Annotated in this window: 14 protein-coding genes and 1 rRNA gene; 7 read left to right on the forward strand and 8 right to left on the reverse strand. The window is 38.3% G+C overall.

What is annotated here, in order from left to right:
* Position 1 precedes the first annotated feature (1 nt).
* Positions 2-247 (reverse strand): acetolactate synthase 2 small subunit, encoded by a 246-nt coding sequence (gene ilvM / locus H5089_RS10425; RefSeq protein ID WP_002959893.1) that lies wholly within the window; start codon positions 245-247, stop codon positions 2-4.
* The gene (gene ilvG / locus H5089_RS10430) at positions 244-1,893 is read right to left on the reverse strand and encodes an acetolactate synthase 2 catalytic subunit (protein ID WP_024605308.1); all 1,650 of its coding nucleotides are present in this window, start codon (positions 1,891-1,893) and stop codon (positions 244-246) included. Before ilvG ends, ilvM begins: the two co-directional genes overlap by 4 nt.
* A 540-nt stretch (positions 1,894-2,433) precedes the next feature.
* On the opposite strand from ilvG, the gene H5089_RS10435 reads away from it, so the two are divergent.
* The 7 genes from H5089_RS10435 (at position 2,434) to H5089_RS10465 (ending at position 9,748) form a co-directional block, all read left to right on the forward strand.
* Positions 2,434-4,104 (forward strand): phosphoethanolamine transferase, encoded by a 1,671-nt coding sequence (locus tag H5089_RS10435; RefSeq protein WP_182712164.1) that lies wholly within the window; start codon positions 2,434-2,436, stop codon positions 4,102-4,104.
* Positions 4,101-4,472, forward strand: a complete 372-nt coding sequence (locus H5089_RS10440) for a diacylglycerol kinase (protein WP_007582120.1) — start codon at positions 4,101-4,103, stop codon at positions 4,470-4,472. The genes H5089_RS10435 and H5089_RS10440 overlap by 4 nt, the downstream gene beginning before the upstream one ends.
* Complete coding sequence (locus H5089_RS10445; RefSeq protein ID WP_182712165.1) at positions 4,463-6,409, forward strand: LTA synthase family protein; 1,947 nt, start codon at positions 4,463-4,465, stop codon at positions 6,407-6,409. The genes H5089_RS10440 and H5089_RS10445 overlap by 10 nt, the downstream gene beginning before the upstream one ends.
* A gap of 63 nt (positions 6,410-6,472) precedes the next feature.
* Complete coding sequence (locus tag H5089_RS10450) at positions 6,473-7,147, forward strand: response regulator transcription factor (RefSeq protein ID WP_182712166.1); 675 nt, start codon at positions 6,473-6,475, stop codon at positions 7,145-7,147.
* Positions 7,128-8,564, forward strand: a complete 1,437-nt coding sequence (locus H5089_RS10455; RefSeq protein WP_182712167.1) for a HAMP domain-containing sensor histidine kinase — start codon at positions 7,128-7,130, stop codon at positions 8,562-8,564. Before H5089_RS10450 ends, H5089_RS10455 begins: the two co-directional genes overlap by 20 nt.
* A gap of 49 nt (positions 8,565-8,613) precedes the next feature.
* On the forward strand, positions 8,614-9,492 hold the full coding sequence (locus H5089_RS10460) for a TraB/GumN family protein (protein ID WP_182712168.1): 879 nt from the start codon (positions 8,614-8,616) through the stop codon (positions 9,490-9,492).
* A gap of 70 nt (positions 9,493-9,562) precedes the next feature.
* The gene (locus tag H5089_RS10465; RefSeq protein ID WP_182712169.1) at positions 9,563-9,748 is read left to right on the forward strand and encodes a hypothetical protein; all 186 of its coding nucleotides are present in this window, start codon (positions 9,563-9,565) and stop codon (positions 9,746-9,748) included.
* Here H5089_RS10465 and H5089_RS10470 read toward each other — a convergent pair.
* From H5089_RS10470 to rrf, 6 genes are all read right to left on the reverse strand, one after another.
* A complete protein-coding gene (locus H5089_RS10470; RefSeq protein WP_182712170.1) occupies positions 9,745-11,157 on the reverse strand; it encodes an ATP-binding cassette domain-containing protein in 1,413 nt (470 codons plus the stop codon). The two genes, H5089_RS10465 and H5089_RS10470, sit on opposite strands and share 4 nt — an antisense overlap.
* A 440-nt stretch (positions 11,158-11,597) precedes the next feature.
* The gene (locus H5089_RS10475; protein WP_182712171.1) at positions 11,598-13,325 is read right to left on the reverse strand and encodes a response regulator; all 1,728 of its coding nucleotides are present in this window, start codon (positions 13,323-13,325) and stop codon (positions 11,598-11,600) included.
* 127 nt (positions 13,326-13,452) lie between these two features.
* Positions 13,453-15,786 carry a fatty acid cis/trans isomerase gene (locus H5089_RS10480; protein ID WP_182712172.1) on the reverse strand — a complete coding sequence of 778 codons (2,334 nt, stop codon included), beginning with the start codon at positions 15,784-15,786 and terminating at the stop codon, positions 13,453-13,455.
* Positions 15,783-16,148 carry a hypothetical protein gene (locus H5089_RS10485; RefSeq protein ID WP_002959878.1) on the reverse strand — a complete coding sequence of 122 codons (366 nt, stop codon included), beginning with the start codon at positions 16,146-16,148 and terminating at the stop codon, positions 15,783-15,785. The genes H5089_RS10480 and H5089_RS10485 overlap by 4 nt, the downstream gene beginning before the upstream one ends.
* Before the next feature lie 88 nt (positions 16,149-16,236).
* The gene (locus tag H5089_RS10490) at positions 16,237-17,031 is read right to left on the reverse strand and encodes a VOC family protein (RefSeq protein ID WP_182712173.1); all 795 of its coding nucleotides are present in this window, start codon (positions 17,029-17,031) and stop codon (positions 16,237-16,239) included.
* Positions 17,032-17,358: 327 nt separating this feature from the next.
* A 5S ribosomal RNA gene (gene rrf / locus H5089_RS10495) occupies positions 17,359-17,470 on the reverse strand; the annotation flags it as partial.

The raw sequence follows: 17,470 nt of genomic DNA on the forward strand, positions 1-17,470 counted from the left end.
ATTACACAGCCTGTTGTTGCTGTAAATTTTGTAAAGTGACTTCTTTGACATCCACCAGCTTATTTAACTGGCTGGTTAAAAGGTGAATTGGTTTATCACTATCTACCGTCATGTCTACATTATAAAAACCATCGTCCATATTGAGCTGAAAATGCGTAAGGTCAAAACCACGATGACGCACCACTCGTAAAAAGCGCTCTACCGCTATACTTTGGCTTTTTAATGCAATAGTTAGGCTATGTTTCATTTTGCTTTCTCCGTCATCATTTCGTCGTTAGCAGCCCCAGGTGGTACAAGTGGCCAAACATTTTCTTTATCATCAATACAGGCATGTACTATGTACGGACCTTTACTGTTAACTAATGCAGTTATCGCATCATCAACTTGGTTAGCGTGAGTAATTGTTTGCCCTGGGATACCAAATACAGCAGCTAATTGCACAAAGTCTGGGTTATCCGACAGGTTAGTTTCAGAATAACGCCCTTCAAAAAATAGTTCCTGCCATTGGCGAACCATCCCTAAACGCTGGTTATCTAAAATTAATATTTTTACAGGTAAATTGTTACGACGAATAGTGGCCAGCTCTTGAATATTCATCATTATAGAACCATCACCCGATACAGTGATAACAAAGTCATCAGGGCGTGCTACTTGTGCACCAATAGCCGCAGGTAGACCAAAGCCCATTGTGCCTGCACCACCACTGCTTAAATGATTACTCGGATGAGTAAACTTCATGTGTTGTGCTACCCACATTTGGTGCTGACCAACATCGCAGCACACAACCCCTGTTTTTGGCATGCGTTGGCTTAGTTGGTTTAATAAGTACGGTGCAAAAACCTTCTCACCTGGGTAGTCGTAACGCCACGCATGCTTAATATTTATTTCTTTATTTGTGTCACACCAAGCTTTAGGTGTTACAAAGCACTCAAGTGCGGGTAACGACGTTTTTAAATCGGCAATTAATGAAGCTTTAGCAGGTTTTCGCTTACCAACTTCAGCAGCATCTATATCTAAATGGATTACTTTAGCTTTAGCTGCAAATTTAGCTAAGTTGCCTGTTACGCGGTCATCAAAGCGTGCCCCTATACATACAAGTACATCACATTCTTGCACTGCGATATTAGCAGCTTGACCACCATGCATACCCAACATACCTAAGTAATGTTCGTAATCTGGTAATACACTGCCCAGCGCTTTAAGTGTTGATACAGCTGGCATCTGAGTTTTATTTAAAAATTGCATTAGTTCGTCTTGCGCATCAGCGGCTTGTACACCACCACCAACATACGCTACAGGCTGTTTAGCCTCACTCAACAATTGATTAGCAATAGCAACTTGCTTTAAATCTAACTCTGGTAAGTATTCATCAGCTGCTAGCCAAGGTTTAAAAGGGACTTGAGCCATTTGAATATCTTTTGGGATATCGACAAGTACAGGACCTGGGCGGCCGCTTTGCGCTAAATGAATTGCTTCTTGTAATATCTCTGCTAAGTCTTCAGCTCGTTCTACCATGTAGCTGTGCTTAGTACACGAAAGCGACATACCTAGTACATCTATTTCTTGAAACGCATCTGAACCAATCGCTGCAGTAGGCACTTGGCCGGTGATCGCCAATAATGGCACTGAGTCCATCATCGCATCAGCAAGAGCGGTTATTAAATTAGTTGCACCTGGGCCAGATGTTGCAAAACATACGCCTAATTTACGTGTGCTGCGAGCATAACCAACTGCTGCAAACCCTGCACCTTGCTCATGGCGAGTTAGGTAGTGTTTGACTGGCGCGCCATACAGCGCATCGTAAATTGGCATAATAGCTCCGCCTGGGTAGCCAAATACTTCATTTACGCCGTGTTTGGCCAATAAGTCGATTGTTAGTTCTGCGCCTGTCATTAATAAACCCTCATTCCTCAGTGACAACCCAATTACAAATTTTACCCTTAAAACTAAAAAGCCCTCCGAACGGTTAAGTGCGGAGGGCTTTTTTAATGCTTAAGTTTTTAAAGCACTACGAAGCCCTCGCGGGAATAATCACCACGATAATAATCAGGACTAGGTTAAGTGCGTTTGCAAGCATGTAATTAATACCAAATTTTGTTCAATTATCGCGAAGGTTATTCCTTCGCTCTCTTTTTATATTAGTACCGCGCTAGGCCCTTTAAGTCAACACCAAAGTTAATCTAACAAAAAGACTAAAAGGCAATTTATCAGGTTTTAAAATTCATTATACAAGCTGGTAGTGGTTTTTTTATGCTCTAATTTTAATCTCAGAAATTCACTATTCTTATATCCCTTATTTAAGGTTTGATTAATTTTTGAGAATATTTTTATAAATAAAATTATTTATCTCCTTCAGGTAATGCGTAGGTTCTCTTAAGCGACTCTTAAGTGTTGTTGCATAGCATGGCGTTGTTATTTTAAACGAGCCTAAATATGAACATAACTAGCCAAACACCAGCACAAAAAAAGCCAAATCGTAGTAAGCGGTTTTACATTCACTGTAGTGCAAATACCTTTGTAGTGATGATTGCCTGTTATTACTGTTTAGTTATAAACATTCCTTTTATTCAAGGTTCGTTTAGCGCCATCACCTCCCTTGCATCTTTTTCATGGCTATTTTTACTTTCAGTGCCACTGCTTTTGTTATGCCTTTTAATTATTTTCTTTTCAATAGTGTCGGTCAGGTGGTTACTAAAACCAATTAACTACCTTTTACTGATAATTTCGAGTGCCGTACTTTACGGCTCATTAAATTACGGCGTCGTGTTTGACTATTCAATGATTCAAAACACGTTCGAAACTGATTCAAGCGAAGCGCTGAGCTATTTAAATCCGCAGCTCATAGGCTTTCTACTACTGTTTTGTGCGCTACCTGTTTTTATATTAAGCAAAGTAAAAATACACTTTACCCGTCCTCACCAAGAAGCGATTAGTCGTATAAAACTTATTGTAGCGTGCTGCTCATTAATTGCTTTAGTGGTCGTAAACTTTTACGCCGACTACGCAGCCACTGGCCGCAATAACCGCATTTTGAAAAAAGAACTCATCCCATTTCAGTATCTCTCTAGCGGTTATAAATATATGCGCGATCAGCTGCTGTATACCAATATGGAATTTAAAAATATAGATACAACACCCACTCTCATTACGCCTAACACCACCAGCGTAACTGTTATGGTTGTTGGCGAAACCGCACGAGCAGAAAACTTTGCTTATCAAGGTTATAAGCGCAACACCAACCCTTATACACAAAAGCATAATGTGACGTATTTTAATAATGTGGCGTCTTGTGGCACCGCTACTGCAGTGTCTGTGCCGTGTATGTTTTCACTGCAAACACAAGATAACTTTGATCGATTAGCAGCCGACAACCAACAAAACCTGGTTGACTTAGCACAACAAGCTGGCAGCGACGTACTGTGGGTTGATAACAACAGCGGCTGTAAAAACGTATGCACCCGTGTTGTTAACATTGATATCCCAACCACCCCATCAGCGCTTTGCGATGGAAAATATTGTTTTGATGAAGCACTGCTTGCTCCACTTAAGCGCAAACTCGCTAATTTAAACCAAGCTAATACCGTTATCGTCCTACACATGATGGGCTCACACGGACCAACCTACTTTAAACGCTACCCAGAAAAATTTAAGCAATTTACGCCCACGTGCGACAGAAGCGACATTCAAAACTGCTCACTCGATGAATTAGTTAATACCTACGACAACACAATTGCGTACAGCGACTTTGTTAACGCCCAGGTAATTGAGCAATTAAAAGCGCTGCCAAACAACATAGATAAGCAGTTTTTATATGTCTCTGATCATGGTGAATCACTTGGCGAAGCCGGTGCTTATTTACATGGTTTTCCGTATAGCTTTGCACCTAGCACACAAACGCACGTTCCTCTTTATATGTGGGCTGATGAGCATAATCAGCGCATTACTAATACCTGTTTAGCTAATTTAGACACCCGCGCTGCACGCTCACACAACAATATTTTTCACACCCTTTTAAATTTAATTGGCATTAAAAGCAAAACGTATCAGGCATCACTTGATTTACTTGCTAACTGCCAAACAACACCAAGCGAAATAAAACTATGAGTAATAAAACCGTTATAAAACGCCAAGGCTTAATGCGCCTTATTTTTACCTTAAGCCATTCTTTTAACGGCTTAAAATGGATGAGTCGATTTGAAGCGGCGTTTCAACAAGAGCTAGCACTGTTTTCATTACTCGGTGTGTTTGTGTGGCTACAAGAAATTGCACTAAGGGATAAATTACTGCTTATAGCTAGCCTGCTTTTTGTATTGTTTGCTGAGCTGGTAAATACGGCAGTAGAGGTTGTAGTTGATAGAATTGGCAGTGAATACCATGAGCTTTCGGGGCTAGCTAAAGATATAGCCTCTGCAAGCGTGTTTATAGCTATGCTAATTGCCGCTCTTATTTGGTGGGCTGTGTTATGGGCATAAAGCTAACTTTTATACCTAAAATACAAAATGCACTTGGCCCTGTATGGATTTTTGTTGTATTTGCTGTTTTGGCACTTAGCTTTTTAACACTTGCTCGCTTTGGATTAAGTGTATGGCAAGGGGAGCGTGTATTTGGATTGCATGCGTGGTTATCTATATTTATAGGTGGTTTAAGAGTTGATATAGCCACTCTAAGCTACATTATTATGCCCGCATTACTACTTACTTTACTGATGCAAAGCGTAGGTTGGCAAAATAAAGTACGCGGCCTCATTAAAATTTATTTAGTGACGATGTCTGCTTTACTTGTTTTTTTTGAAGTGATTACGCCTACGTTTATAAACGAGTACGATTTACGCCCAAACCGCTTATTTATAGAATATTTAATTTATCCTAAAGAAGTCACAAAAATGATTTTTTCAGGCTATAAGGTAGAAGTATTTATTGCTGTTATAGCACTTATTTTAAGCTGTAAATTTGCAAGTAAAATATTTAGCAATCAATGGCAAAGCAAGTCATCACTAACAGGTTTAAATCAATCAATTTTAGCGCTTGTTTTAGTATGCTTAACTATTTTTGGCGCCCGCAACTCATTAGGACACAGACCACTTAACCCCGCCATGGTCTCGTTTTCTACCGATCATTTACTTAACGACTTAACCCTTAACTCACTTTATAGCGTCGCGTTTGCAGTTAAGCAACTTTCTAATGAGCAATCGAGCCAAGACTATTACGGTAAAATGCCCACCGATGAATTACTTAGTATTGTGCGTAGTAACATGCAAAATACGCAAGGCACATTTAGTGATGTAACCGCCCCTACAAAAACGTTTCATGGCGCAAGTAATACAGGTAAACCCAAAAATTTAGTCATTATTTTACAAGAAAGTTTAGGTGCTCGTTATGTAGGCACACTTGGCGGTTTACCGCTTACACCTAATATAGACGCCCTTTATAAACAAGGCTGGGGGTTTGATAATTTATACGCCACGGGTACACGTTCAGTACGTGGAATTGAGGCTGTAATTACAGGGTTTACACCAACGCCTTCGCGTGCAGTTGTTAAGCTTGATAAATCACAACGTGACTTTTTTACCATTGCTGATTTTTTAGCGAAGCAAAATTACAACACGCAGTTCATTTATGGTGGCGAAAGCCATTTTGATAACATGCGCAGCTTCTTTTTAGGCAACGGTTTTAAAAGTATCGTAGATACAAATAACTTTAAAAAAATAGACTTTAATGGCTCGTGGGGCGCATCAGACGAAGACTTGTACGACCAGGCCGACATAGAACTTACTAAGCTTAAAAATCAAAACAAACCCTTTTTTAGCCTTATATTTTCAAGCTCTAATCATAGCCCGTATGACTTTCCTGACGATAAAATAACGCTGTACGATAAACAAAAACAAACCCGTAATAATGCTGCCAAGTATGCCGATTACGCACTAGGCACCTTTATCGAAAAAGCTAAAAAATCGAGCTACTGGGATGATACTGTATTTATAGTTATTGCCGATCACGACTCGCGCGTATCGGGTTCAAATTTAGTACCGGTTGATCACTTTAAAATTCCGGCCGTTATTTTTGGAAAAGGTATTACCCATAAACGAGATAGCCAACTAGCCAGTCAGCTCGATATTCCTGTTACTCTACTGTCTTTAATTGGCGCAAGTGGTAAGCACCCAATGATAGGTCATGATTTATCAAAGCCAATTAGCGACAACAAACAACGCGCAATGATGCAATACGACAAAAACTTTGCCTACATGCACGATAATAAAGTGGTGGTGTTACAACCACAAAAACCAGCAACCACCTATACGTATAGCAATAACCAGCTTGTACCACGTGAAAACGATGAGCAACTAGTTAAAAAAGCCCTAGCCCACGCGAACTTGGGTAATTTAGCCTACACAAATGGTTGGTATCATTAACCAAGTGACTTGATAATAAAGCCTTGTTAAAGTAACAAGGCTATTTTTATAAACCGAGTAAACATGAAAATCCTCGTTATTGAAGACTCTGAAGCACTAAGACGCAGCTTGCAAGTTGGCCTTAGCAACCTTGGTTTTACCGTAGATGAAACTGGTGATGGCTCAGAAGGGTTGAGTATGGCACTGAGTGGAAACTACGACCTCCTCGTACTTGATTTAATGCTACCAAGTGTTGATGGCATGAGTATTTTACAAGCACTGCGCAGCAGTAATAGCCAAAGCCGTGTGCTAATTTTATCGGCACGAAGTGAGCCTCAAGATAAAATTAGCGGCCTTATGAAAGGCGCTGACGATTATTTAACTAAGCCATTTTCGTTTGAAGAACTCCATGCTCGTGTCCTTGCATTACTTCGTCGCGGTTCACTGCAAAACCAACAAAATACCCTAACCGTAGGTGATTGCGTATTAGATCTCTCCCTTAAAACTCTTCATTACGAGCAACATGCCATTGAGCTCACGCGCAATGAATACAAAATAATAGAATGCTTATTTAACGCCCCAGAGCGAGTATTAGGGCTCGAGCTTATAAGTGAAGCGGTGGTAGGTCAGTTTGATATGCTCTCTAAAAATGCGCTTGAAGCACACATCTCAACCATACGTAAAAAAGTAAGACAGTTTGATGGCGAGCTCCCGATAAAAAATAAACGTGGATTTGGTTATGTCGCAACAACAAAATAAAAATCACTCAATAAAACGTAAACTCGTTAATAATATTAGCGCTGTGATCTCAGTTATTTTATTCACCATATTTTTAACCGTTGATTTAAGTGTTGATACTTGGGTGGAAGATCAGTTCAATCAGTCTTTAACTAACAAAGCTAACTACTTAAAAACCTTAGTTGAAGATGACAACAACGTGGTTGAATTTGATTTTGCTGGTGAGTTTATGTCGGAGTATGAAGCAGCCGATGCCACGGAGTTTTACCAATTATGGCATGGCCGTGATGTGTTTGAGCGCTCGGACTCATTAGCGCTTTATGAAAATGCTAACCTGCCTTTTTTAGAAATGCCGATTAACGAATCTAAAATTATAGATTACGAGCTTCCTAACGGACGTGATGGTCGCGCACTTATAAGTCACTTTGTAGCCCAAAAAGATGATAGAAACCCCACTCACTCTGCTGTTTTTAATACCATGACGCTTGCAATCGCAGCGCCGACAGCCGAACTTAATAAAGTACTGATTATTATTGATGTGGTCTTTATTTTAACCTGTGTACTTGGTGTGTTTGGTGTGCGCTATTTAGTGACACGTATTGTAAATAAAGGCCTGCACCCACTACACAACTTAAACGATCAAATTAAGTTACTCGATATTACCGGTGTTGCGCAAACAATAGAAAGCGACTTTAAAGTGGAAGAAATAGAACCTATACGTAACGAGCTAAATAAGTTTATTACCGTTAATCAGCAACTCTATAGTAATGAAAAACGCCTAACAAGCGACATTGCACACGAGCTTAAAACCCCTATAGCTGAACTCATAAGCCTTTCAGAAGTGGCTATTCGCTACCCTGACGATAAACGTATTAGCGACACCTATACCAGTGATGTACTTAATATTTCACAGCGCATGAAAACAATTGTTAGCAATCTATTACTGTTGCAGCGCTCAAGTAGCAGTGCAATGCAATTAAATGCACAAAATATCATTCTAAATAACCTAGTAAATCAAATTATTGATGAGCTGACCTTTAAACACCCAACTATTAAAACGCGTTTAAATAACGAAATAAGTGACGAGATTACACTTAATGTTGACGAATTTAGTTTAAATACCATTTTGTGTAACTTAATCGATAACGCACTATTTTATGAACTTCCTGAGGCGCCAATTAAATTAACTGCCGTAAATAACAGCACAAACATGAGCATCTCTGTTAGTAACAAAGTAAATAAACCACTAAGTGGTGAACAGCTAATTGCTATTTTTGACCCGCTCTATCAGCTAGATTCATCTAGAACTAATAATCAGCGCCATGGTTTAGGATTATCAATTGTACAGAGCTTATGTAACTTAAATGGCTTTACTATTACGGCCAGTAATACCGAAAACAATACGTTAACGTTTATATTAACGTTACCTCTGAAGTAAATTTAGGTTAGTATTTACACTACTAATTTTGAGATTTTAAGGACAAACCATGAATACTCTTACCCGTGTTAGCCACTTTTTTATTGTGGCATTACTTATAACATTTAGCTTTAACAGCTATGCAGCACCTGCCTTATATAAAATAGAAAAAAATGGCGTCAGCTCATACCTATTTGGCACTGTACACGTTGGTGATGCCAGCATGAAAGGCTTACCTAAAAATGTAACCGATGCAATTAGTGCAAGCAAAGAAGTCATTGTTGAAGTTGATATAAGCAAACTTACTCCACTTGAAATGCAGCAGCGCTCAATGCCATTTATGATGCTAAGTGACGGTAAAACATTACAAACTGAGCTTTCAAAGCAAAATTATACCAAGCTAAAAGATTACTTTGCTAAAAAGTCGATTGATATTGCTATGTTTAATGGCTTAAAGCCTTGGGCTGTTATGGTGACTATGATGCAAATTGAATTTCAAAATGCAGGTTATTCAGATAAAACCGGCATAGACAAGCAAGTGCTTAGTTATGCTAAAGAGCATAATATTAAAATTGGCGAGCTTGAAACCCTAGAACAACAACTACAAATGTTTGATGGTATGGTGCTATTAAGCAATGAAATGATTGAAGAAACCTTTGAGCAACTAGCCGATATTAATACTTACTTTATCAAGTTAGTTAATGCGTGGAAAAGCGGTGACATGGACACACTAACCGATTACTACAACATGAGTTTTGATGACAGTAATTACGGTGAAATTAGCGAGCAAGTAATGCTAACTAACCGCAATAATAATTGGGTTAAACAACTCACACCGCGTTTAGCAAACGAGCAGCTATTTATTGCTGTAGGCGCTCTGCATTTACCTGAAAAACACGGGTTACTTAAACAACTTCGAGATAAAGGCTTTAGCGTTACTCGTCTTTAAAATAAAAATGACCCCAATAGAGCTTACGTAAACAAACTCGCTAAGTAAGCTCATAATGTTTAGGTAAATTATGAAACGTTTTCAATTTGAGATTTTATTTTTTCTCACGATGCTTTTTATCAATGGAGTATATTACTACCAAGAGGGGTATTTTAAACCAAGTGGTGGGTTAATCCTTGCCTCTATTTTTATTGCGATTGAAATTGTTATTTACTTAATAGAAAGCATGAATAAAAAATATAAAAAAACGAACTAACAACTAAAGTCTTCCATTTTTAAGTAATTCTCTATTCCTTTAATTTTGTCTGCCGCATGATGATTTACATAAATCACAGTACTTGTATTAGCAACACAAACTTTCTCTATTAGTAGCAGTACACGTTGCCTGTTTGCTTCATCCAAGCCTAAGCAAGGCTCATCTAAAACAAGTAACGTTGGATGTTTTACCATAGCTCGCACAATTAAAAGCATACGTTGATCGCCGTACGAAAGCTGGATGAATGAGGTATTTTGTTTATCACTTAAACCAATAAATGCCAGCCACTGTTGAGCAATATTAATTTGTGCGTCGCTCGGTTTTTGATATAAACCTATGCTGTCGTAAAATCCTGAAATAACAGTATTTAAAGCCGATATACTTACGCGGTAATCCATATGTAGCGCGTTAGATATAAAACCAATATGCTGTTTTATATCCCAAATACTCTCCCCGGTTCCGCGTTTAAAACCGAACACTTCAATGTCATTGCTATAACATTGTGGGTTATCACCTGTTATTAAATTTAATAGGCATGTTTTGCCTGAACCGTTCGCTCCACTAAGCTGCCAATGCTGATGCTTTTTTATAGTCCAATTGAGATTTTTGAATATGCTTACATCACTGTAACTAACTTTAGCATTACTCAATTTAACTAAGGTATTACCGGTGAATGCCTTTTGCTCTTGTTCAGTATCCGGAGATGGCACATCCAATGAGGTATGTTCTAAATGAAGTAGTTTTAGTAAATCACTCAATTGCTCACTGCCTGGCTTTGCCAAAGTATGTAACAAGCAACCTTGGTTTACATAGCCATAGTGAGTAATGAATGAAGGGATTTCGTCTAGGCGGTTTAGTACAAAAACAAAAGTAATAATTTGGCTAAGTTCTATGAGTATTTTATTAAGCTGCTGGCAAGATTGTACGTCGAGTCCATGAAATGGCTCATCAAGCACGACTAACTCACTATGGGAGCTGAGTCCTTTTATAAGTAGGAGTTTACGAGTTTCACCCGTTGAAAGGTCTCTAAAATGCCTATTTAGTAATGAGCTAAATTTAAATAATTCTATTAGCTGCGCTAATAATTCATCATTATTACTATGCCCTGTAAAAATAAGGTCTTTAACGAGAGTGTGCTTTTCATGCTCTAATTCTTGAGCTAGTAACTGTTTATGCGAATCTGAAGACACGAGCATAAGCTTATTAATACTACTTATACGCTTACCACTTTCGCACTTAGCCTCACCGATTAACGCAGCTGTCAGTGCAGATTTACCAGCTCCATTAGCACCTAAAAGTAACCAATGTTCTCCTAGGTTTACTTGCCAATCTAGGTTGCATATATCGTAACGGCTTTTACCTTGCCCTTGTAAGTAACCATTAAATTGCTCAAGCGTAATTGACTGCACTAACTTTTCCTAATAAACCTTAAAACAGCAAGTTAACGTATATTAAAAGTGCTTAGCAAGCTTGTTATCCGCAAAATTAATTTATTTCACTAGGGCGTATTGATCTTTGTGGATTGAAATTTGTTCAATCCAAGGAAGATTAAATCGCGGCGCGAGGTTTGTAACCTAGTGGGCTCGATAACTGCTCCTGCGTTATTCTAATGGCTTACATCCATGTAAGAATAAGTCAAAACCGAGTAAAGCTTCCGCGTCCTGCTCACGCCCCTTACCTACATCCATGTAGGCAACAAAGAGTTAATCGTCCCTAGAAAGAACCCAATGGGCAGCGCATGTTTGGTATTTATGCTGCGTTATCGCCTATTTATGGGGAATAACCACACTACATAGGCTCTGCCTTGCCTAAAAACCAAACATACTGCTGCAAATTTAACTACCAAAGATCAACACGCCCTAACAACGCTAATACTATTTAATGCGTCTTTAATTGCTTGCTGGCTTATTGGCTTATGAATATGGAGGTTAGCTCCGTATTCATAAACTCGCTCTATATCATTTTGTGAGGTATTTGCTGTTATAACAATAATTGGCATTACTTTATTAAGATCGGAACGTATTTTTTTAATAGCCTCAAACCCATCCATTACAGGCATATTTAGGTCCATAAAAACAATATCGTACTGATTTTCACTCACCATATCACACGCGACTTTACCATTTTCTGCGCAATCATAGCTTAAACCTAATAAACTAAGTATGCGGGTTAATAACATAGTGTTTAATGGGTTATCTTCAACGACTAAACACGTTAGCTTGTCGTTTACTTTAAGAGGTGTTGGGAGGGCTTTACTTATAGTCACTGGTAAATACAAAGACACCAAAGCACCATGAGTTTTTTTATTTGTAAAAGTAATTTCACCATGCAGTGCTTTTACAACGTATTGAACCCGGGTTAGGCCAGTTCTTAACCCTTGAAAGTGATTGGTTTGTTTAAATGAGTCAAATTCAAGACTGGTAATCTTCTTCGAAAAGCCACTGCCAGTGTCACTCACCGTTAAATGAAATTCATCATTTAAAAGCTTAGCTGAAACAGTAATTTCACCTTTTTGTGTAAACTTAATAGCGTTACTAATTAACTCTGTAAGTGTGTGCTGCAAACGTTGATGATCCAATTTACATACACAATTTAACGATTCATCTAAAGAGCTAACTAGTTTTAGGCCTTTTTGCTTACACGCATGCTTGTAAGCTATTACTACTTTATTACACGACTCAAAAAGGTTTTCATCATTTAAATGCGGTACCCATTTACCTGCACTTAAAGCCTGCAAGTCTTGTAATTCATCTAATATGGCTATTAACCTAAGCGCGCAATAGTTAGCTTGGGTTTTAACGCTTTGCTGTTTATCAGAAACCTCTAGCTCCTCAATAGACGTAATAAGTCCCTGCAAAGGTGTTCTAAATTCGTGACTAGCTCTGGCAATAAAATGCTCTTTATTTTGACTTGTTTGATAAACAAAATCTTTTTGTTTTTGTAGCTCTAAAAGCGTGTCTGAAACCTCTTTTTCCATTGGTATAAAAACAAATCTTAACTCAATAAGTAATAATGTCATTGCCAATAACCAGCATAGTATCTCTAGGTTGGCGACCCAATTTACTTTTTTAACAGCTTGAGATTCAAATAAGCTCACTGCCTTATCAAGCTTTGTTAATAACGTTTCAACATGCTCTATTGAAAATAGAGACTGGTTTACCTCACCTTTTTGATACAAAAGCCTTTCAGTTTGTTCTACATATTCTAATACGGTCTTATCCAAGCCAGTAGTTGCACCAAAATATAAATCCACTAATGCTGAATCTAAATAAATGTATTCACCATCAGAATTTTTTGTTAATAATGTTTGGTGGGATTTTTTAAATGTATTGAGAGATTTCTCAAGCGATTCAGTATGAAGTGGTGAGTAATTACTAATGTTGAGTATGGCATTGCTATGCCACGCTATTTTTTGCGACAGCATTCTTTGCTTACCAGCAATATTAATAACTTTTGCATCGTACTTTTGAACGGAGAAGCTATATTGTAACAATAGAGCAGAACCACTGATTAGAAGAGCAATAGTCAATAACGCCCATCGATATCGCTTTCTAACACTTTTAATAATATCGAACATGCAACAGCCTGTTTTTTATTTAAGTGTAGACTAATTTTATAAAACAAAAAATCAGTCAGAGTAATTATGTTTTTAAGTTAATAAGCAATAAAAAGCCCAGCAAAAACTGGGCATATTAAGGTAGGCGTTAACGGTTCTCTAATCGATTATAGTCAAACATTCCATATTCTATACCTCGATATTGTTTAGCCGTTTCGTGCAATATATCGCTGTATTGCCAAAACTGTGGATGAGTACGTCGAATACCAAACTTAGATTTCAAAGCACCATAATCGGCTTCTATTTGCATCATAGGCAATTGCTCGGCAAAAGCATTTACTTGCTGCTCGTTATTTAAATACCAAATAGCTGCTGGGTAATCACCGATAAAGCCAGGAACAATAGTCGCGGTATCTTCATCATAAGCACGTTGGCCATCTTCGTTTAATAAACTAGATATATTGTAGTGCGCATTATGATGAATAATAGTGTAGCCCTTATGACTATTATCTTTTTGCTTTACAAGTACAAAAGAAAGCTGGGGTAACAAGTTTACCGCTTTTGCTGGCATATTACTTACTACATTTAACGGCTTTGGTACTTCAGTGTAGTTGTATCTTTCACTTAAAACTGGCGCTAAGGCTTCTTTCATCAAAGTATATAGCTCATGCTGTGGATCATCAGTTTTATAGTTAATACCACTTGGCTGACTAAATTCTCGGTTATTTTTAAAGAACTTAGATAAGTCAGGTGGTGAATTACGATACCACTGCTTTTTGATTTGATTACGTTTAGCCTCAGGTAACAATGCTAAAAAGTTTTGCTCTCCCTCTAAACGTAAAAAATCCATATATAGGCGTGTTACTAATTGATGGCCTATATTTCCGTACACATCAAAGCCTGCTACAAGCAAATAGTGAATACGCTCAAACAAAGCATAATCTAATATCCAGGTGGTTTTAGGCTCTTGACCAATAAAACCTTTAACTACAGTGGCACTATCAAAATGGCGGAAAATAGTTAGTGCCGCATTTTTATTATGCCCATCACCTTTCCAAAGTAAGTCTGTTGTAAGGTGCTCACCACCTTTGAACATTTTGTTAGCCAGCTCAACTTTCGCCTGTAAATACTTTTTCTCGCGAACTGAATATTTAACCCAGCTAGAAATGGGTAAGGCATTACTTTCCTCAGCGGCAGGAAGTTCTAATGCCTCTTCATGTTGCATTAGCATTTCCCCTACAGCCGGAGTCGCTACTTTATTAGGATCAGCAAAAGCCACCCAAAAATGATCGTTTATAACATTTAAAGCAATCTGACCACGACAAACAGGCCCTTTTATAAAGCCCATAATAATTAACTCTGCCTCATCAAGCATAAATTGATACTTAGAATTAATTGGAATAACTTCGAAAGTTTTAAAAGGGTTAGATGCTGCCTTAGCCTCATAACTAGGCATTTTCGTAACAGTATAATCTGGCGCAATAAACTGCTCATATAAACGCAGTAATTTAGCTTCATTAAGCTCAAGAGGTAAATGTGTTTTAGAAAGTATGGTTGTACGCTCTTGCATAAAACGATAATAAACACGGCTAACTTTAGGGTCATCGTATGGGCGACGCGTGTTAATTAACTTTATTTCCTCACCAGGAGGCGTACTTGAGCGAACTAGTTTGAAAAAGCTTTGTGGGTTTTCTGAAGTAAAATAAATATGTGCTAAAAACCAATGCTCATAAATATACCGTGCTGATAACTGATACTTTAAGCTATCTTGATTTAAAAATGCTTCCCAGCCCGCTATTTTATTCTGATCATATTTACTTGGTGGCTGAATATGTGACATTTTACCACCACCTTTAAGCCAGCTCTGTAAGTGATTAAACTCTTCACGCGAAACACCAGGTAAACCATAAGGCATGCCGCCATGAGGTTGTTCACTTGCCAATCGATCGAACTCACCCATTGTTGCGCAGGTTTGCGAACGCGCTAACGAAAAGTCAAACTCATCACCTAACACTTCATTAACTGGCAATTCATGGCTTTGCTTTAACACTAAGCTATTAAATAACACACTGCCTGCTAAGTTAGCTTCTTCACTTTGTACGCGCTCATTTAGCACTGGGGTAAAGTTTTTCTCTCGCCATTGCTGAGTGTTAGTTGCATCAAATAATAAACGGCTTGGGGTCGTTGCCAATAAACGAGTTCCATCGTAAACGAGCTCTTTACTCAAACCTCGGTCAATACCTTCAGGGGATGAGAGCTTCAGTTGACATGGTGCGTCGTAACAACCATGACAAACGACGCAGCGGGTATCGAGTACAGGTTTTACATTTTGTAAGAAATCAGCACCAGCACCTGTTGTATGAGGCACCATTCTCTCTTGTGTTTGTTCAGGTCCAAAAAGATCATCGTAGTGAGCATTTCCCAAATATGCACAACCACTTAAAATAATGAGTACTATCGTACTTATTAGTATTTTTCTCATTCGTCGTCCTCATCACCTAAATCAAAGGTGGGCATCATATCCATTTGAGGAGAAACGAATGTATTCTGACCTTCAGTATTCAAAACAATACTTAAAAGAGGGCCATGCGTTAATGTTATCTGCGCATCGTGCTCTTGATCTAATATAGCTAAGTACAGAGGATTAGTTATAAGCAACTCATAACCGCTAACAGTAATAGCGACACTGCTATCTTCACTTGGGTTCTGGCAAATTTGAGCAAGTAACTCATCATCAAGTCCAATTGATATTTCAAAATCAGGCTGCTCTAAGTCTCTATTACTTAATGATTCATCTAATAGAAATAAAGGGAGGGTTAAATTACTATCTTGTTCAAATTCCATTGCGTTCTCTGCACTTTCTGACGATTTAATTGACGAGTATTATATCAAACTAGCTAGCAAATTAACGCTAAAGTTAATTTAACTGTGTTTAAACGTTATCCATAACAGATTCGATCACCGAAAATACAGCACCTTGAGGGTCGCATATAACACTAAAACGACCAACATCGGGGATATCTGTTGCAGGAACACATACTTGTCCACCTAAGCTAGCGGCTTTACTAACAATTACATCGCAACTCTCTACTGCAAAATAAATCATCCAATGAGCAGGGGTATCATCAGGCCATTCACTTGTCATTTCAAGCATACCGGCAATTGGTTGTCCATCGACTAAAAATAAAATGTAGTCCATCCCTTCCATAGGCTTTATTTCGCTTTCCCAGCCTAGTAAAGCACAGTAAAAGTCTCGACTTACTTTACTATCTCTTGTTGCTAACTCATGCCAATAAGGCGTATTTAATTCACCTAAATGCTTACAACCTTTATGCTCATTCCCCTGCCACAGTGCAACAGTTGCGCCTACTGGATCTTTTAGCATCAACATTCGTCCTGCATTCATAACATCATGAGGACCGGCAATAACCTCAGCACCTAGTTCTTTTGCTTTTAGCGCACAATCATCAATATTATCGACGGCAATGTAAGCCAACCAATGACTTGGGATACCTGCACTAATTTGCTCTTTAGGCATTTCGTACATTGCAGCGATATCATCACCTTGCTTTTGTAGCATGGTGTAGTATATGTTCTCTCCAATAGGTTGATCGTCATGCCCCCAATCAAATAATGATGTATAAAACGCCTTACCGTCTTTCCAATTGTGCGTACAAAGCTCTGACCAACAAAAAACACCATGCGGGTGGTTTTCAACTTTACTCATGATTAAGCCCTTATTATTCTAATTTTACCTAAACGAACTCTGTCACATTTTATAAACTACATAATTGAACAGATCATAAATTGAGATTAGAGCAATAACTAAGCGGAGTCGATAAAAGAAGGACAAAAATTCGTTATCCAGTTGTTTCATATTTGAGGTTTTTAACGCAGTTAGGGTCAGATTTAATCCCTCAAATTGATTAAATATTATTGCTGATTGATACAAATTATTCGCCAAGAAGCGCTTCGCTTAGAGGAATACCTAAATCACTTTTCTGCAGACGTAAAAAAGCCCGACTATTTCTAGTCGGGCTCTCTACAATTTGAAGCCTGGTAATGTCCTACTTTCACATAGCAAATGCTACACTATCATCGGCGCTGTTTCGTTTCACTACTGAGTTCGGCATGGAGTCAGGTGGGTCCAAAACGCTATTGTCACC

The organism is Pseudoalteromonas sp. SR45-1 (assembly GCF_014163655.1).
In the GTDB taxonomy this organism is placed as follows: domain Bacteria; phylum Pseudomonadota; class Gammaproteobacteria; order Enterobacterales; family Alteromonadaceae; genus Pseudoalteromonas; species Pseudoalteromonas distincta.